Origin of the sequence: Flavobacterium sp. (assembly GCF_035195345.1) — a bacterium.
In the GTDB taxonomy this organism is placed as follows: Bacteria; Bacteroidota; Bacteroidia; order Flavobacteriales; family Flavobacteriaceae; genus Flavobacterium.
This window is the reverse complement of sequence record NZ_CP136574.1, coordinates 2563627-2580035: the sequence shown is the minus strand read 5'-3', so window position 1 is coordinate 2580035 and position 16409 is coordinate 2563627. Positions and strand designations below refer to the sequence as shown.

General features: G+C 32.9%; 22 protein-coding genes. 17 read left to right on the top strand and 5 right to left on the bottom strand.

Features of this window, described 5'->3' with window-relative positions; translation table 11 throughout:
• The first annotated feature begins 32 nt into the window (after positions 1–32).
• The 6 genes from RSE15_RS12005 to RSE15_RS11980 all read left to right on the top strand — a co-directional run bounded on the left by RSE15_RS12005 (position 33) and on the right by RSE15_RS11980 (position 4447).
• The gene (locus tag RSE15_RS12005) at positions 33–263 is read left to right on the top strand and encodes a hypothetical protein (protein WP_324068789.1); all 231 of its coding nucleotides are present in this window, start codon (positions 33–35) and stop codon (positions 261–263) included.
• On the top strand, positions 248–544 hold the full coding sequence (locus tag RSE15_RS12000; protein ID WP_324068788.1) for a type II toxin-antitoxin system RelE/ParE family toxin: 297 nt from the start codon (positions 248–250) through the stop codon (positions 542–544). Before RSE15_RS12005 ends, RSE15_RS12000 begins: the two co-directional genes overlap by 16 nt.
• A complete protein-coding gene (gene uvrB / locus RSE15_RS11995; protein ID WP_324068787.1) occupies positions 545–2533 on the top strand; it encodes an excinuclease ABC subunit UvrB in 1989 nt (662 codons plus the stop codon).
• 76 nt (positions 2534–2609) lie between these two features.
• Complete coding sequence (locus tag RSE15_RS11990; RefSeq protein ID WP_324068786.1) at positions 2610–3113, top strand: DMP19 family protein; 504 nt, start codon at positions 2610–2612, stop codon at positions 3111–3113.
• Positions 3114–3163: 50 nt separating this feature from the next.
• The gene (locus RSE15_RS11985) at positions 3164–4009 is read left to right on the top strand and encodes an SRPBCC domain-containing protein (RefSeq protein ID WP_324068785.1); all 846 of its coding nucleotides are present in this window, start codon (positions 3164–3166) and stop codon (positions 4007–4009) included.
• Between the two features lie 6 nt (positions 4010–4015).
• Entirely contained in the window at positions 4016–4447 is a 432-nt protein-coding gene (locus RSE15_RS11980) for a VOC family protein (RefSeq protein WP_324068784.1), read from the top strand.
• Positions 4448–4449: 2 nt separating this feature from the next.
• On the opposite strand, the gene RSE15_RS11975 is transcribed toward RSE15_RS11980, so the two are convergent.
• Positions 4450–4851 carry an excinuclease ABC subunit B gene (locus RSE15_RS11975; protein WP_324068783.1) on the bottom strand — a complete coding sequence of 134 codons (402 nt, stop codon included), beginning with the start codon at positions 4849–4851 and terminating at the stop codon, positions 4450–4452.
• Between the two features lie 42 nt (positions 4852–4893).
• Between RSE15_RS11975 and RSE15_RS11970 the strand changes: the two genes are divergently transcribed.
• The 3 genes from RSE15_RS11970 to RSE15_RS11960 all read left to right on the top strand — a co-directional run bounded on the left by RSE15_RS11970 (position 4894) and on the right by RSE15_RS11960 (position 6656).
• On the top strand, positions 4894–5682 hold the full coding sequence (locus RSE15_RS11970) for an alpha/beta hydrolase (RefSeq protein ID WP_324068782.1): 789 nt from the start codon (positions 4894–4896) through the stop codon (positions 5680–5682).
• Positions 5683–5719: 37 nt separating this feature from the next.
• A complete protein-coding gene (locus RSE15_RS11965) occupies positions 5720–6169 on the top strand; it encodes a DUF1456 family protein (RefSeq protein ID WP_324068781.1) in 450 nt (149 codons plus the stop codon).
• Between the two features lie 115 nt (positions 6170–6284).
• Positions 6285–6656, top strand: a complete 372-nt coding sequence (locus tag RSE15_RS11960; protein WP_324068780.1) for a hypothetical protein — start codon at positions 6285–6287, stop codon at positions 6654–6656.
• A 14-nt stretch (positions 6657–6670) separates the two neighbouring features.
• Here the strand turns inward: RSE15_RS11960 and RSE15_RS11955 are convergent, their stop codons facing one another.
• From RSE15_RS11955 to pyrF, 3 genes are read right to left on the bottom strand one after another with little or no spacing between them, the layout of a single operon-like run.
• Positions 6671–7453, bottom strand: coding sequence for an alpha/beta fold hydrolase (locus RSE15_RS11955; protein ID WP_324070470.1), 783 nt, complete (start codon positions 7451–7453; stop codon positions 6671–6673).
• A gap of 56 nt (positions 7454–7509) precedes the next feature.
• Complete coding sequence (locus RSE15_RS11950) at positions 7510–8307, bottom strand: ABC transporter substrate-binding protein (RefSeq protein WP_324070468.1); 798 nt, start codon at positions 8305–8307, stop codon at positions 7510–7512.
• A 22-nt stretch (positions 8308–8329) separates the two neighbouring features.
• Positions 8330–9142, bottom strand: a complete 813-nt coding sequence (pyrF, locus tag RSE15_RS11945; RefSeq protein WP_324068779.1) for an orotidine-5'-phosphate decarboxylase — start codon at positions 9140–9142, stop codon at positions 8330–8332.
• 213 nt (positions 9143–9355) lie between these two features.
• On the opposite strand from pyrF, the gene RSE15_RS11940 reads away from it, so the two are divergent.
• The 5 genes from RSE15_RS11940 to RSE15_RS11920 are packed head-to-tail and all read left to right on the top strand — an operon-like array spanning position 9356 to position 11184.
• On the top strand, positions 9356–9508 hold the full coding sequence (locus RSE15_RS11940; protein ID WP_324068778.1) for a lmo0937 family membrane protein: 153 nt from the start codon (positions 9356–9358) through the stop codon (positions 9506–9508).
• A gap of 19 nt (positions 9509–9527) precedes the next feature.
• The gene (locus RSE15_RS11935; protein ID WP_324068777.1) at positions 9528–9797 is read left to right on the top strand and encodes a YtxH domain-containing protein; all 270 of its coding nucleotides are present in this window, start codon (positions 9528–9530) and stop codon (positions 9795–9797) included.
• Positions 9798–9804: 7 nt separating this feature from the next.
• The gene (locus tag RSE15_RS11930; protein ID WP_324068776.1) at positions 9805–10188 is read left to right on the top strand and encodes a hypothetical protein; all 384 of its coding nucleotides are present in this window, start codon (positions 9805–9807) and stop codon (positions 10186–10188) included.
• A 2-nt stretch (positions 10189–10190) separates the two neighbouring features.
• The gene (locus RSE15_RS11925) at positions 10191–10520 is read left to right on the top strand and encodes a hypothetical protein (RefSeq protein WP_324068775.1); all 330 of its coding nucleotides are present in this window, start codon (positions 10191–10193) and stop codon (positions 10518–10520) included.
• A gap of 10 nt (positions 10521–10530) precedes the next feature.
• Positions 10531–11184, top strand: a complete 654-nt coding sequence (locus RSE15_RS11920) for a DUF6565 domain-containing protein (RefSeq protein WP_324068774.1) — start codon at positions 10531–10533, stop codon at positions 11182–11184.
• 75 nt (positions 11185–11259) lie between these two features.
• On the opposite strand, the gene prfA is transcribed toward RSE15_RS11920, so the two are convergent.
• Positions 11260–12333, bottom strand: a complete 1074-nt coding sequence (gene prfA, locus RSE15_RS11915) for a peptide chain release factor 1 (RefSeq protein WP_324068773.1) — start codon at positions 12331–12333, stop codon at positions 11260–11262.
• 199 nt (positions 12334–12532) lie between these two features.
• On the opposite strand from prfA, the gene RSE15_RS11910 reads away from it, so the two are divergent.
• The 3 genes from RSE15_RS11910 to RSE15_RS11900 all read left to right on the top strand — a co-directional run bounded on the left by RSE15_RS11910 (position 12533) and on the right by RSE15_RS11900 (position 16266).
• A complete protein-coding gene (locus RSE15_RS11910; RefSeq protein ID WP_324068772.1) occupies positions 12533–14677 on the top strand; it encodes a TonB-dependent siderophore receptor in 2145 nt (714 codons plus the stop codon).
• A 64-nt stretch (positions 14678–14741) separates the two neighbouring features.
• Complete coding sequence (locus RSE15_RS11905; protein WP_324068771.1) at positions 14742–15914, top strand: PepSY-associated TM helix domain-containing protein; 1173 nt, start codon at positions 14742–14744, stop codon at positions 15912–15914.
• Positions 15915–15918: 4 nt separating this feature from the next.
• Positions 15919–16266: a DUF6686 family protein gene (locus RSE15_RS11900; protein ID WP_324068770.1), complete on the top strand. Its 348-nt coding sequence runs from the start codon at positions 15919–15921 to the stop codon at positions 16264–16266.
• The last annotated feature ends 143 nt before the right edge of the window (positions 16267–16409 follow it).

Here is a 16409-nt window from a genome sequence, read left to right as displayed (position 1 = left end):
CTTTTTTTGTATCTTCGTAAAAATGTTTTGCTATGAATACATTGGAACTAAAAAATATTCTAAAATTTAAAATTGACCTCATAAACGACAAGAAGTTTTTGGAGGCATTAACAATTTTAATTGAATCTAAAACAGACCAAATTATAACACTATCCGACGAGCAAAAAAGCAGCTTAGAAACATCAAAAAATGAATATCTTTCAGGAAATTTCGAGAACAATAATATTCTAAATGAAGAAATGGAAAAATGGCTGAAAGAATAATTGTTTGGTCTTCAAAAGCAAAAATTGATTTAAAAAACCTTTATGAATTTTACAACTATCACAATAAAAGCAAAACCTATTCTCTTAAATTACATAGAAAAATTCAAAAAGAAATTAAACTATTGCTTAAACAACCCGAAATTGTCAAAAAAACAAATAAAATTGGAGTTAGAGGCTTGTTAATTGACAACCATTACCTTTTCTACGAAATTTTTCAAGAACATATTGTTGTTTTAGCCGTATGGGAAAACAGCCAAAACCCTTCAAAATTAAAGCCTTAAATGAAATTCCAAGTCGTATCTGATTACAAACCTACTGGTGACCAACCACAAGCTATTGAAAAACTTTCAAAAGGCATTCTCAATGGTGAAAAATACCAAACGCTATTAGGAGTTACAGGTTCTGGAAAAACATTTACTGTTGCTAATGTTGTACAAGAAGTGCAACGACCAACTTTAATTTTAGCACATAATAAGACCTTAGCAGCGCAATTATATTCAGAATTTAAGCAGTTTTTTCCACATAATTCGGTGCAGTATTTTGTTTCGTATTACGACTATTATCAACCCGAAGCCTTTATTCCTGTTACAGGAACCTATATTGAAAAAGATTTATCTATTAATGAAGAATTAGAAAAATTACGTTTAAGTACTACCTCTGCCCTACTTTCGGGAAGAAGAGATATTATTGTAATTTCATCTGTTTCTTGTTTATATGGAATTGGGAATCCCGTTGAATTTCAAAAAAACGTCATTAATTTAGAGACAGGTCAGCAAATTTCACGTACCAAATTATTACATCAACTGGTACAAAGTTTATATTCGAGAACTGAAGCCGATTTTGCTGCAGGAAATTTCAGAATTAAAGGCGATATTGTTGAAATTTTTCCAAGCTATGGCGATGAACCGTTCCGAATTCACTTTTTTGGAGACGAAATTGAAGAAATTGAAGCCTACGATCCTAGGACTTCACAAGTGATTGAACGTTATGAAAAACTAACGATTTATCCTGCCAATATGTTTGTGACTTCACCTGATGTATTGCAAAATGCTATATGGGAAATCCAACAAGACATGGTGAAGCAAGTGGATTATTTCAAAGAAATTGGAAAACATTTAGAAGCCAAACGATTAGAAGAACGCACTAATTTTGACTTAGAAATGATTCGAGAATTAGGCTATTGTTCAGGAATTGAAAACTATTCGCGTTATTTAGATGGAAGAGAACCTGGAACTAGGCCTTTCTGCTTATTAGATTATTTTCCAGATGATTTTTTGATGGTGGTAGATGAAAGTCACGTTACGATTTCGCAAGTGCATGCCATGTATGGAGGTGATAGAAGTCGTAAAGAAAACTTAGTGGAATATGGTTTTCGATTGCCTGCTGCCATGGACAATCGTCCGTTGAAATTTGAAGAGTTTGAAGCTTTACAAAATCAGGTGATTTATGTATCAGCTACACCTGCCGATTATGAATTGCAAAAAACGGAAGGCGTTTATGTAGAACAAGTTATTCGTCCTACAGGTTTATTAGATCCCATTATAGAAATTCGTCCTAGCGCCAATCAAATTGATGATTTAATAGAAGAAATTCAATTGCGATGCGAAGCAGACGAACGTGTTTTAGTTACTACGTTAACCAAACGTATGGCAGAAGAATTGGCAAAATATTTAACTAAAGTTGCTATTCGCTGTCGTTATATTCATTCAGACGTTGATACGTTGGAACGTGTGGAAATTATGCAAGATTTGCGAAAAGGAATATTTGATGTTTTAATTGGTGTAAATTTATTACGAGAAGGATTAGATTTGCCAGAAGTTTCTTTGGTAGCTATTTTAGATGCAGACAAAGAAGGTTTTTTAAGAAGCCATCGTTCGTTAACCCAAACCGTTGGGCGTGCCGCTCGTAATGTAAATGGAAAAGCAATCATGTATGCTGATAAAATCACGAATTCGATGCAAAAAACCATTGACGAAACCAATTACAGAAGACAAAAACAAATTGATTACAATACCAAACACGGCCTAGCGCCAAAAGCATTGAACAAGAGTTTAGGAAGTGCATTAAGTGGTAATTCGGTTTCAACAGGCTATTTTGAAAAAGAAGCATTGAAAGCCGCAGAACCAGAAAGTTTATACCTTTCAAAACCCGAAATAGAAAAGAAAATAAGAGACCTGCGCAAAATGATGGAAAAAGCCGCTAAAGAATTAGACTTTATGCAAGCTGCCAAATTGCGTGATGAAATAAAAGCATTGCAGGGGAAATTGTAATTTTCTCTAAACTTGTCAAGTTGAACTCGTTTCAGCTTCACTGTAAAATAAAATTAGATTCTGAAACGAGTTCAGAATGACAAAAATATTAAACGTTAATCAAGAAATTATGAGCAAAATTAACAACATTTTAAAACTAGAAGACGAAGTAGCCATCATTGAAGCTGTTGGGACATTAATTTGGGATAAAAAAGAAGAAACCGAAGACTTTTCATCATTAACAGACGAAGAAAAAGTATTTGTTTTTATCGATATTTTTGAAGGTGCTATGGGAGAAGGCGGATTTGAATTCTTCTTTTCTTCAGAATCTGGAAATTTTGTAGAAGAAATTATTACTTCTTACCAAGAAATAAATGCAATAAAAACGGCTGAATTAATTTCAAATGCCGTTAAAATTTTTCCAAAAGGATACGATACCAACTTAGAAACTCGCATTGCTGCTATAGAAAAAGCTGACGAAAACACAATTTCAGGTTGGGAAGATTTAGACGAGCTTTTCTTTACCAATGAAACTGAAGAAGATGTGGTTACACTTATTGTAAATTATATAAAAGCAAATGAATCTCAGTTTGGCAATTAATTGTATTCCAAAAAAACGTAACTTTAATTTTCATTTAATTCATACTAAAAATGAAAAAATTAGAATTTACAATATCTATTAAAGCACCGAAAGAAAAAGTTTGGTATTCCCTTTGGGACAACGAAAACTACGAAAATTGGACCACTGCTTTTTGTAATGGCTCGTATGCCCTTTCGAGTTGGGAGTTAGGTAGTAAAATCCACTTTTTATCGCCTCTAGGTGACGGAATGTATTCAAAAATTATTGAAAATAATGAATTTGAATCTATGGTCTTTTCGCACATTGGAAACATTCAAAATTATAAAGAAGTACCTCTGGATGAAGAAACTAAACAATGGACAGGCAATACAGAACGTTATACATTAACTGAAATAAATGGAACAACCTTACTGTTAGTAACTTTAGATACGCTTGAGCACTATATTGACTTTTTTAAGGGTACTTTTCCAAAAGCATTAGAAAACATTAAGGCTATAGCCGAAAATCCAACTATAAAATCAATTACTGTTCGTACCACAATTAAAGCACCTATTGAAAAAGTTTGGAACTTTTTTACTCAACCTGAACACATTACTAAATGGAATTTTGCTTCAGACGATTGGCATTGTCCAGTAGCAGAAAACAAATTACAAGTAAACGGGAAATTTAAATATACTATGGCTTCAAAAGAAGAACCAATTGCTTTTGACTTTGAAGGAACATATGAAGCTATTGAAACACATAAAAAAATAGTTTACAAAATTACGGATGGTCGAAAAGTAGTTGTGAAATTTGAACTCTTAGAATCAAAAGTAATTCTTACGGAAATTTTTGAACCTGAATATATCCATTCCATCTCGTTACAACGTAATGGTTGGCAAGCAATTCTGAACAATTTTAAAAAACATTTAATTTAAAAAATCATGGCAACCGTAAACGTTTATCTTACATTTAATGGTAATACTGAAGAAGCATTCAATTTTTATAAATCTGTTTTTGGTGGCGAATTTAGCTATCTAGGCCGATTTAAAGATGTACCAGCTGATGATAATTGCCCTACTAGTGAAGAAGAAGGCAACCGTATAATGCATGTGAGTTTACCAATTAGTAAAGAAACCATTTTAATGGCAAGCGACAGCACTTCATTTAGTGGTGACGTTACTTTTGGAAACAATTTCTCAGTTTCAATCAATGCAGATAGTAAAGAAGAAGCGGATCAATTATTCAATGGACTTTCAACAGGTGGCAACATCATCATGCCTATGGAAAAAACTTTTTGGGGAGCTTACTTTGGGATGTTCACCGATAAATTTGGCATCAATTGGATGATTAATTTTGATGAAGTTCCCTGCTAAAATTAGTTGTGCTGCTCACTAAAAACAGCTAATAAAACTTCGCTTGGTACCATTCTATTAGGCGAAGTTTTCATCAAATGCAATACACGTTTCATGGCAAAAGGATTTAATCCCATGTTAATACCAATTTCGTTGATTTTTATTTGTTCTCTTTCGTGGAGCACACCATCACAATGCATTAATAAAACCAAACGATAAAATTGACAAATACGGTGGAATTCATCTTTAATAACAATGATTTCAGCTATATTTTGAAACAATTGCAAAAACACTTCTTTTTCAATTTCGAGTTCTTGTGCTATAATTTCTAGAAAATCATATTCCCTATCATGCAATTCGCCATCAATTAAGGCAAAAGCAATCATTTCTTGCAATAAACTTATTTTTTCTTGGTAACTGTCCATCAAAATTGTAATTTTAGGTCTTAGATGATATCAAATATAAAAATGAAAAAGCACTATTTACTCTTTTCTTTCTTTTTTTTATTAACATACGTTTCTGGATGGTCGCAAGGAACTGTAACTACTTTTGACATCAAAGCGTTACAATTAGAAACTACAAAGAAAATTTGGGTGTATTTGCCACACAATTACGAAACATCAAAAAAGAAATTTCCTGTTATTTATATGCACGATGCTCAAAACTTATTTGATGCTAAAACATCGTATGCTGGAGAATGGCATATTGATGAAACCTTAGACAGTTTACAAGCCCAAGTTATTATTGTGGGAATTGAACACGGAAATGAAAAAAGAACCGAAGAGCTCACACCTTTTTCAAATGAAAAATACGGTGGCGGAAAAGCAGATGCGTATTTAGATTTCATTGTTACTACTCTAAAACCCTACATCGATTCCAATTTTAGAACTAAAAAAGGCAAGATGGATACTGCCATTGCAGGAAGTTCATTAGGTGGTTTGGTTTCCTATTATGCTGTTTTAAAATTTCCGAAAGTATTTGGAAAAGCGGCTGTATTTTCGCCTGCTTTTTGGATTAATCCTGAAGTGTATACTCTTACAGAAAACACCAAAAAGATGAAAAACAAACTATACTTTCTTTGTGGAGATAGCGAAAGTGAAACAATGGTTGCCGACATGAATAAAATGATTGGTTTAGTTAATACCATACGTTGTTCCTGCATGCACTTAACCAAATCTCGTGTAGTTGAAGGTGGTAAACATAATGAAAAATTATGGGCGAAAGAATTTGGAAAAGCGTACCTTTGGCTGTTTTAAATTTAGAATTTGAAATAGAATAATAAAATAGATACGAATGAATAATAATGATATTTTTAAAAAGTTACGTGTTGCCTTGCAATTGCGTGACGACCAAATTATTGAAATTGTAAACTTGGTTAATTTTAGAATTTCTAAAGGCGAATTAGCTGATATTTTTAGAAGTGAAGACCACCCCAACTACATGGAATGTGGCGATCAATTATTGCGAAATTTTTTAAATGGATTAATTATTCATTTACGTGGTACAAAGGAAGAACCTAAAAACCCAAGAGAAGTACTAAGCGAAATTGCAAAGAACAAAACTTCCTTATACAAAGAAGACAAAAAGCCAGATTTTAAAAAAGAAGGCGAAAAAAAACCTTTTAAACCCAAAGGCGCACCTGCTAATAAACCATTTGGACAAGGTAAACCTTCCGACAAAAAACAAAAGCCAGAAAACCCTGTAGAACGTTTTAAGTTCAACTCAGGTAAAACTAAAAAATAGACTGAATCCTCAAGCAATTGGGGATTTTTTGTTTGAAGATATTTTATAATTATTATTTATATTTGAGAAATGAAAATTGAATTTACTAATTAACGTATACTAACTTATAGAAGAAATGAAAAAAATAAAAAACTGCTTTACTCTTATTCTAATATTCATTTGTATAAATTCATTTTCACAATTAAAATCAAAGACTATATATTTTGAAATTTATTATGAAAAAGATTATCCAATAGCGGGAGCGAATATAGTAGAAAGAGAAGCAAAAAAAATAAATGAAACTACCACTGATTTTGATGGCAAGGCTCAACTAATAGTAACTAATTTTAATTCAGAATTCGAACTATCATTTACTGGCCCACATGTAAGATTCAAAATTCCTGAAAAAACAGAAAAAATAATAATCAATATTGATAAAAGAAGAATTGAGTATTATCACAATGATAAAATTTTCAAACGAAAAAGAGTTAAGTTAAAAGGATTTTAAAAAATCTAATCAACCTACCTTCCCTTCAAATACCCAATCACCGTTTCGTTAAAAATTACGGGTTGCTCTACATTCACTACATGACCACAATTTTGAATGATGAAAAGTTCGGCCGTTTTTACATGATTGGCAACTACTTGCTTTACTGTGGGTAGAAACATATAATCTTCTTGTCCCATAACATATAATGTGGGAATGTTCAGTTCTTTTTGGCGAAACCAACGCAAAACAGGATTGATTTCAGCAGTGAGTTTGAACCATTTAATAAATTCTTTTTGGTATAATTTCTTCGCTTCATTAATAAACAGTAAGCGTGATTGTTTGTGGTTCTTTTTTGGCATAATCACAAACGCAAAAAACTTGTACAAAACCAAATAAGGCAACACGTATTTAAACATATTACCCAAGCGCATTAATACTTGAGAACGGAAATTCATTTTTAAAATGGCACCGCCTAAAATCATGCTTTTCACTCGATTAGGATGCATTTCTGCCAATTGACGAATGACGATGGAACCCAATGAAATTCCCACAAAATGAGACGATTCTATTTTTAAATGATTGATTACCTCAACAATATCTTCGGCAATGGCTTTAAACGTATATTGCTGCTTAAATGCCGATTTCAATGGTTCTTTTGAATCGCCATGACCTCTTAAATCCAAAAGCAAAACATTAAAATGCTTCTGAAAATCACGAATTTGCTTAAACCATACAGACGAACTTCCTCCTGCTCCATGAACAAAAGTAACCCACTCTGAACTCGATTCATTTTTATAAATTGTATAGGAAATCAAATCTTTATTTTTTTTCAAATGTAAGCTTTTCAAGAGACTTTTGAGTTGAACAAATTTTAAATTTTATCATGGAGTACTTTGAAATAAGCAAAAGCTTTTAACAATCGGCTTCCGTACCACGAAAACATCTCGCCATCCACAAAAACAGTTTTGGCATGATGCGTAAAACATCCAATTTCAAACGCATGTTCATCCTTAAACGGAAAAGGTTCAGAAGACAAAAACACATAATCTGGATCCCCTTCTAATCGAATTTTCTTCAATTCAATTTCAGGATAACGTCCTTCTTTTTCTTTGTAAATATTTTCGAAACGATTCAATTGCAACAATTCGTTAATAAATGTGTTATTTCCAGCAACCATATACGGATTCGCCCAAATGAAATAAGCAGCTTTCTTAGTCGGTTTATCTTCAACAAATTGCTTGAAATCTTTGTAAGCAAAATTAATTTTATCAATCCATTTTTGAGCTTCGGTACGTTTGTTAAACAATTGACCAAAATCGGAAATCATTTGTAAATTATCTTCAATCGTATAGATATCAGTAACCCAAACAGGGCAAATTGCACTTAATTCTTCGACAATTTCTTTCGTATTTTCTTCTTTGTTGCAAATAATAATATCAGGCTGAAGCGCTTTTATTTTATCAAATTTGACGTTTTTAGTCCCGCCAACAATAGTTTTTGTAGCTTTAAAATGAACAGGATACACGCAGAATTTGGTAATTCCAACGATGTTGTCTTCTAACCCTAAATCGTATAACAATTCGGTTTGCGAGGGCACTAAAGAGACAATTCGAACAAGTTGAGTATCGAATGTATGTGAAGTTCCTAATTGGTCTGTGAGCTGCATGATTTCAATAGTAAATATTCAATATTTACCCTAAAATAGATTGCATTTCTAATTGCAATTTCAAAACTTCTTCCCTAGCCTTTGCTGCGAAATCTGTTCCGTTGGAAGCATAAATAATTCCTCTTGAAGAATTGATTAACAAACCTACGTTTTTACTCATTCCGTATTTACAAACCTCAGCTAAACTTCCCCCCTGAGCGCCAACACCCGGAACCAGTAAGAAACTATCAGGAACTATTTTTCTAATTTCAGTGAAATATTCGGCTTTTGTTGCGCCAACTACATACATTAAATTATGTGCGTTTTTCCAAGATTTTGAAGTTTCCAAAACAACTTTGTACAATTCTTTTCCCTCTACATTTTGCGTTTGAAAATCAAAAGCGCCTTCATTGGATGTTAAGGCAAGCATGATTGTATGCTTATCTTCAAATGCTAAAAAAGGTTCAACCGAGTCCTTTCCCATATAAGGCGCCACGGTTACCGAATCAAAATCCAAATCATTGAAAAAAGCTCTGGCATACATAGACGATGTGTTACCAATATCACCTCGTTTAGCATCGGCAATGGTGAAAATTTCTGGATAGTTGGAGTTGATGTACTTGATTGTTTTTTCTAATGATTGCCAACCTTTTATACCGTAAGCTTCATAAAATGCTATATTGGGTTTATAAGAAACACACAAATCATGCGTAGCATCGATAATTGCTTTATTGAATTCAAAAATTGGATCTTCGGTTTGTAATAAATGCTCTGGGATTTTATTCAAATCAACATCCAAACCAATACAAAGAAATGATTTTTTAGCTTGAATTTGGTCTTGAAGTTGTTGTGTTGTCAAAACGGTGTGATGTTTAGTGTTAGTAGTTTGGCAAAGTTAACTCAAAGTTTTGGAAACTCAAAGTAACAATATTTCAATAAAAGTGGGAAATATATAACATTTAAGATTTGCTATGTAACACAAATGTATTCAATAAGTTACACCTTTGTTTAAGTAAAAAAGAAGGGATTTAATACGTATCCCATCAAATTGTAACCTTTAAAATATAAAGATATGTCAAATTTATTATACACCGTGGCAGTTGTGCTTGTTATTCTTTGGGCATTAGGTTTTTTTGTTTACAGTGCGGGTAATATTATCCACATTTTATTAGTAATCGCAATAATTGCAATATTATTTAGATTAATCAAAGGGAGAGAAATATAAATCATTAAAAAATAATACGATGAAAAATACAGACGTGGTTATAGGAGTGTTAAGTGGATTAGCAATTGGTGCAATATTGGGTGTTTTATTTGCACCAGATAAAGGTAGCAATACAAGAAGAAAAATTGCACAGAAAGGAACCGATTTAAAAGATAATTTAAAAGGAAGTTTTACTGACTTTATTGCTTCGGTGGAAGATCAATATTCCAATTTTACTTCCAACGCAGAAGAAGTTATTGAAGAAGGAAAATCGAAATTAGAACGAATGAGTAACGAAATTACAAGATAAAAAAGCAATGGAAAACATAGCCACTGATATTGAACTACTTTATAATAAAGCAGAAAAATATACCAAAACTAGTTTTGAATTATTACAATTAAACACAATTGATAAAACATCAGATGTAATATCATCTTTAGCTGTAATAACTTCTATGGTAATCATAGTGGCTATGTTTATATTGTTTATTAACATAGGAATCAGTCTTTTAATTGGTAAACTCTTAAATGATTATGCTATGGGATTTTTCCTTATTTCTGGATTTTATTTTATAGTTGCCCTAATCGTTTTTGTTTTTAGAAAAACGTTAATTAAAATTCCAATCGATAATTTAATTGTTTCAAAGCTGTTAAAAGATAAGATTATCGCTGAAAATGAAAGTAATACAAACAATATATAGGGATGAAAGCGCTTAAACAAACCGATATTCTCGATGCTAAAATTGCTACTTTAAAAACAAAACGAACTAAGGAATTCATGGAATTAAAAGAACAATATTTCATAGTTCATAATTCTTTTACCGTTTCCAATATTGTTAATCAAGGTATTAGCGAATTTTATAAAACCGCTACTAACAAGGACAATTTATATACTAACATTGCCAGCGTTTTAGGTGGTTATCTAACTAAAAGATTGGTAGTTGGCACATCCAAAAATCCATTCAAACAAATTCTAGGTTATGGCGTTCAGTTTGCGGTAACTCAATTAATTTCAAAAATTTCTAACAAATAAATACTCAAAAATGAAAAAATTTAAAATTTTACTTATTACCCTTGCAACTGGAGCTGCTTTAATTTCATGTAAGAATGAAAAGCAAACTAATGCAGAAAAAGAAATTGTTGCCTATGAAATGTTCGTAGATTCACTAAATAATGTTGCTGTTATTGATTTAAAAACAAATTGGGATAGTATTGAAAATGATCACCAAAAAAGAAAATTAGTAGCCGAAAACGCATTATTAGAACTTGAAAACCGCGAAGAACTAAAAGGTAAAATTATAGTTTCTAGCGACAAATATGAATTGTATAAAGCTAGTTATTTAGCTCAACAACCTAAAAAAAGCACAAAATCGGTGGTAAGAACAGCGTTATTTGGCAGTGAAGATATTGGAGACGATATGGCATTTAGTTGGGTTAATAAAAACAATATTTTAAGAGTCTATGAAAATTTTACAACTACAGTAGAAAAAAACAAAGATGTGTACTCAAGAGAAGATTGGGATGAAATTAAATTGTATTATGAAGCATTAGATACCAGAAAAAATACGGTAGAAAATGAAGGTTTATCAAGTTCAGATAACATGAAAATTGCATCAATCAAATTCAAATTTGCTCCGATGTTAAAAATAAATAGAATAAGTTCAAAATCTGAAGAAAATTCAGAAGCTAAAGAATAGGTAGTAATTGATTCAAAAAAAGATGCCAAACTATTTATTTAGCTTGGCATCTTTTGTATAAATTAAGTTCCTAATTTAGAACACTTCGTTTTCTTTCAATTTCTCCATGTTGTTAACCAACTGAAGTTCGTCAACAAATTTTTGAATTTTTCCGTTCATCACTCCATCCATATCAAAAACGTCTAAACCAATTCTATGATCGGTTACACGACCTTGAGAATAGTTATACGTTCTAATTTTTGCTGAACGGTCACCTGAACTTACTTGCGAAGAACGTTTTGTTGCATCTTCCGCTTGTTTGATGGCTAATTCTTTTTCGTATAAACGAGAACGCAGTACATCCAATGCTTTGTCTTTATTTTTATGTTGCGATTTTTGATCCTGACATTGCGCTACCAATCCTGTTGGAATGTGCGTTAAACGAACCGCAGACTTCGTCGTATTTACCGACTGACCACCAGGACCAGACGAACAGAAAAAGTCTACACGAACATCATTCATATCAATTTGAACATCAAATTCTTCTGCTTCTGGTAAAACCATTACCGTTGCAGCCGAAGTGTGCACACGTCCTTGTGTTTCTGTTTGAGGTACACGTTGAACACGGTGTACGCCTGCTTCAAATTTTAAAGTTCCGTAAACATCTTCACCAGTAACTTCAAAAATTACCTCTTTAAAACCACCTGAAGTTCCTTCACTAATATCTACCACAGAAGTTCTCCAACCTCTTGCTTCACAATATTTAGTGTACATACGGAATAAATCACCTGCAAAAATAGACGCTTCATCCCCACCCGTTCCAGCACGAATTTCCACCATAACGTTTTTCGCATCTTCTGGATCTTTAGGAATCAACATAAATTTGATTTCTTCCTCCAATTGAGGCAAACGATCTTTCGCTTCGTCTAACTGCATTTTGGCCATTTCAACCATTTCAGCATCAGAACCATCCGCTATAATTTCGTTTGCTTCTTTTATATTTCCGTCAAGAGTTATATATTCTTCACGCTTTTCAACCAAACCTTTTAGGTCTTTGTATTCTTTGTTTAATTGTACATAACGCTTTTGATCGGCAATCACATCAGGCTGAATAATCAAATCTGATATTTCGTCGAAACGTTGTTTAACATATTGTAATCTATCTAACATAACTGTTATTTATTTTGGAGTGCAAAGTTACAATTTTAGTTTAAAGTTTAAAAATTTAAGTTCTGAAACTTCGGAATAAAACTTTTTACCTGAAAATCAATTCCTTATAAATATTATTTAAAATAAGTCTAAATAAATTTTGTAGTTTCATTTCGACTTAATATTTTTGCGAAGTTATTTTAATTAAATCTAAATAAAAATGAATAAAATAGTATTAACAACACTTTTGTTGTCATCGCTACTAGGTTTTAGTCAAGAAAAAGCGGATTCAACAAAAGTTTTAAAAGAAGTTACCGTTGAAGGCACGAGAGAAAACAAGTACAAAAAAGAAAGCAGTACAACTGTTTCTAAAATGCCTTTAAAGGATATCGAAAATCCGCAAGTGTACAATTCCATTCCAGCTAACCTTTTGAAGGAACAAGTGGTTACGAATTTTAACGATGCACTTAAAAACGCAACTGGTGTAACTAGACTTTGGGAATCTACTGGTCGTAATGGCGATGGTGCTGAATATTACTCCATGCGAGGTTTTTCGGTTCAACCAACGATGACAAACGGTTTACCATCCTTAACTAACACAACAATCGACCCAATTAACATCGACAACATTGAAGTCATCAAAGGGCCATCTGGAACATTGTTTGGAAGTAGCGTTATTTCGTATGGTGGATTAATTAATGTGGTGACTAAAAAACCGCATCAAATGTTTGGTGGTGAAATCAGTTACAACAACGGAACGTATGGTAGCAATCGCGTTACCGCAGATGTAAACCTTCCTCTTAATGAGAAAGCCGCTGTTCGAATTAATTCCGCTTACACCACAGAAGAATCGTTTCAAGATGCTGGATTTTCGAATACCTTCTTTTTAGCGCCTTCTATAAAATATGAAGTAAACGACAAATTGACTTTCTTAGTAAATACCGAATTTTATAAAAATACATCAGCAAAATCGAGCATGATTTTCTTGAGTCGTTACGCTCCTCTTTCATTTGATTCAATGGAATTATTTGACAGAAACTACAAAAGATCTTTTACTTCGAATGATTTAACCATGAACAACAATTCATTCAATATGCAAATGCAAGCATTGTATAAACTATCAAACTATTGGACTTCGCAAACGGTTTTATCTAAAAGTTCAACTAAAACAAATGGATACTATCAATATTTATGGGATTCGGCAAATGGTGATGAATTCACACGTTATATTTCAAAAGCAGATGGAACATTCTATACTACCGATATCCAACAAAATTTCATTGGTGATTTCAAAATCGGAAACATGAGAAACCGTTTGGTTGCAGGATTGGATTATTACAATTCGAGATTGATTAATAATGGTTCTGGTTGGGTTACTAATGGTACGGTTTCTTTAGTTAATGGCACCGATACTGGAATTTTAACGCAAGCAGGAACTGACGCTCTTCTAACGGGAAGCTTTGCTGGAAATACCGAAGCCAATCAAGAAATCATGAGTGCTTACGTTTCTGACGTTTTAAATGTTACCAATAAATTATCTGTGATGGCAAGTTTACGCTTAGATTATTTCGACGGAAAAACTTCACAATATGATGGTGTTGAAACAGAAGGTCAAGTAGCTTTATCTCCAAAATTTGGAGCGGTGTATCAAATCGTTGAAAACAAAGTTTCTGTTTTTGGAAATTACATGAATGGTTTCCAAAACGTTGCTCCAACAACTGTTGCCGATTTAGACGGAAGCAATCCAAGAACCAAAGAATTTGATCCAGAACAAGCGAATCAGTTTGAAGTAGGTTTAAAAACAAGTTTGTACAAAGATATTATTTCGGCATCGGTAAGTTATTATGACATCCGTGTGAAAGACCGCGTAATAACGGATCCATACAACATCAACAACTCGATTCAAGGTGGTGAAGTAGAAAGCAAAGGTGTTGAAGTAAGTATCGTTGCCAATCCAATTAAAGGATTAAACGTTATTACTGGTTTTAGTCATAATGATACGGAAGTTACAAAAGAATCTCCTAGCGACGGTTATTTAGGCTTACGTCCTGAAGAAGCTGGTCCAGAAACGTTAGTGAATTTTTGGGCAAATTACACCGTAACAAACGGACAATTGAAAGGTTTCGGAATTGGTTTTGGTGGAAACTACGCTAGCGAATACAAAACTTTGAACAGAGCCAACACAGGAACTTTCGCATTACCTGATTACACTGTATTAAATTCGGCTTTATCATATGACAACGACAAGTTTAACGTATCCTTAAAATTGAATAATATGTTGAATGAGAAATATTATTCGGGTTGGTCAACCGTTACTCCGCAACGTTTACGAAGCATTACGGCTGGTGTTACATACAAATTTTAAGTTTATTTTCTGTTTAGTTTAAAGTAAGCTCCTCATTTCGGTGGGGAGTTTTTATCGTAATCACATGCAAAAATCAAGTTTCAAAAAAGGCATTAGAAAATTACATCTCTGGTTAGGTTTATCGACGGGTTTAATCGTTTTTATCATTTCTATTACGGGTGCGATTTATGTGTTTCAAGAAGAAATCACCAATTACCTTCGAAAAGATGCTATTTATCATCACGAATCGAATATCGCCAACAAAAAACCGCTTTCGCTTAAAGTGTTAGAGCAAAAAGTAGATGCTTTTACCAATGAAAAATATCCCATTCACTGGGTAACTATTCCTATTGATAAAAGTCGAAGCTACATTTTCTATTACTACGAAAGAAATCCGGAAGGTTGGAACTTTTACAAAGAATATGTTGTTTACAAATCGGTTTATGTAAATCCGTTTACGGGCGAAATTCGCGGTGTTTATGATGAAACAACTGATTTTTTCAATATCATCAAATCGATTCACTTCAGTTTTATGCTGAAAACCGATTGGGGAACGTATGTGTGTGGTATTCCAACATTGATTTTTGTTTTCATGCTGATTTCGGGCATTATTTTATGGTGGCCAAAATACAAAAACGCGAGAAAACAGCGTTTTGCTTTTAAATGGAAAAACGTAAAAAGTTGGAAACGCAAAAACTACGATTTGCACAACATTTTAGGATTTTACGTGTCGTCATTAGCTTTTGTGGTTGCCTTTACGGGATTGTTTTATGCGTTTTTCTTCATTCAAGCGATTTTATACTTCGTATTTTCGGGCGGAAGCACAACGTATCCTGATTTTTCGCACATTCAAACCAAAGCACCTATCGAAATAAGAAACGAGCATACGTTGGATAAAATTGGGAAAAAAGTCGAAGAATTATATCCTGATGCGTTTCAATACAGTTTGGATTTTGGTTACGAACATTTAGACGACCACGAACATCCGAATTATGATGTGTTTGTGAAGCAACTCTCCTACTCGTATCATGTGAATCATAGTTTGATTTTTGATGAAAATTCAGGAGAATTGTTACATCAACATTCGCATCACGACAAAAACTTGGGTGAAAAAGCGGTTGCTGCAAATTACGATATTCACATTGGCGCCATTTTTGGGATTTGGAGCAAGATTTTAGGGTTGATTATTAGTTTAGTTTGTGCATCATTACCAGTTACCGGATTCTTTATTTGGTGGGGAAAACGAAATAAAAAATAAAACTATGTGTTGCAATTATTCCATTTTAAAACAAACCCAAAACGGCATGCTGATTTTCTTGAAAGGTTGTGGCAATTACCAATTAACCTTCAACAACCTCAACTTTAGCCTTACCGAAGATGAATTAATTGGGTTTGCAAATTACCTAAAACGCATTGATATCGACTATTGGGAAAAGGAATACAAACACTCGATTTATAAAAAGAAAATCCCTATTCCTACATTGCAAAGCAATTTCATTATTCTCATTACCCGATTGGAATTGTACGAATTGCTCGTACTCCTCAACTTCGAAAACATAAACGAAATGTTAGGTTATAACGATTTGAAAAACGGAATAATTTGGAATTGAAAAAATTAGGTTCATGAAAGTGAGCCTTTTTTGTTTTAGAAATTGTAAATATTTTATTATATTTGATTTCATTAAAACTATTACGCAGCAATAGTTGAGTATATCTAACTAAAAAACAGTTGGACATGGTCAAATAAACAGAA

Bases quoted from the DNA above. Each gene is read 5' to 3' on its own strand.
- RSE15_RS12005 (WP_324068789.1), top strand. From the start codon at position 33: ATGAATACATTGGAACTAAAAAATATTCTAAAATTTAAAATTGACCTC.
- RSE15_RS12000 (WP_324068788.1), top strand. From the start codon at position 248: ATGGCTGAAAGAATAATTGTTTGGTCTTCAAAAGCAAAAATTGATTTA.
- uvrB (WP_324068787.1), top strand. From the start codon at position 545: ATGAAATTCCAAGTCGTATCTGATTACAAACCTACTGGTGACCAACCA.
- RSE15_RS11990 (WP_324068786.1), top strand. From the start codon at position 2,610: ATGACAAAAATATTAAACGTTAATCAAGAAATTATGAGCAAAATTAAC.
- RSE15_RS11985 (WP_324068785.1), top strand. From the start codon at position 3,164: ATGAAAAAATTAGAATTTACAATATCTATTAAAGCACCGAAAGAAAAA.
- RSE15_RS11980 (WP_324068784.1), top strand. From the start codon at position 4,016: ATGGCAACCGTAAACGTTTATCTTACATTTAATGGTAATACTGAAGAA.
- RSE15_RS11975 (WP_324068783.1), bottom strand. From the start codon at position 4,851: ATGGACAGTTACCAAGAAAAAATAAGTTTATTGCAAGAAATGATTGCT.
- RSE15_RS11970 (WP_324068782.1), top strand. From the start codon at position 4,894: ATGAAAAAGCACTATTTACTCTTTTCTTTCTTTTTTTTATTAACATAC.
- RSE15_RS11965 (WP_324068781.1), top strand. From the start codon at position 5,720: ATGAATAATAATGATATTTTTAAAAAGTTACGTGTTGCCTTGCAATTG.
- RSE15_RS11960 (WP_324068780.1), top strand. From the start codon at position 6,285: ATGAAAAAAATAAAAAACTGCTTTACTCTTATTCTAATATTCATTTGT.
- RSE15_RS11940 (WP_324068778.1), top strand. From the start codon at position 9,356: ATGTCAAATTTATTATACACCGTGGCAGTTGTGCTTGTTATTCTTTGG.
- RSE15_RS11935 (WP_324068777.1), top strand. From the start codon at position 9,528: ATGAAAAATACAGACGTGGTTATAGGAGTGTTAAGTGGATTAGCAATT.
- RSE15_RS11930 (WP_324068776.1), top strand. From the start codon at position 9,805: ATGGAAAACATAGCCACTGATATTGAACTACTTTATAATAAAGCAGAA.
- RSE15_RS11925 (WP_324068775.1), top strand. From the start codon at position 10,191: ATGAAAGCGCTTAAACAAACCGATATTCTCGATGCTAAAATTGCTACT.
- RSE15_RS11920 (WP_324068774.1), top strand. From the start codon at position 10,531: ATGAAAAAATTTAAAATTTTACTTATTACCCTTGCAACTGGAGCTGCT.
- prfA (WP_324068773.1), bottom strand. From the start codon at position 12,333: ATGTTAGATAGATTACAATATGTTAAACAACGTTTCGACGAAATATCA.
- RSE15_RS11910 (WP_324068772.1), top strand. From the start codon at position 12,533: ATGAATAAAATAGTATTAACAACACTTTTGTTGTCATCGCTACTAGGT.
- RSE15_RS11905 (WP_324068771.1), top strand. From the start codon at position 14,742: ATGCAAAAATCAAGTTTCAAAAAAGGCATTAGAAAATTACATCTCTGG.
- RSE15_RS11900 (WP_324068770.1), top strand. From the start codon at position 15,919: ATGTGTTGCAATTATTCCATTTTAAAACAAACCCAAAACGGCATGCTG.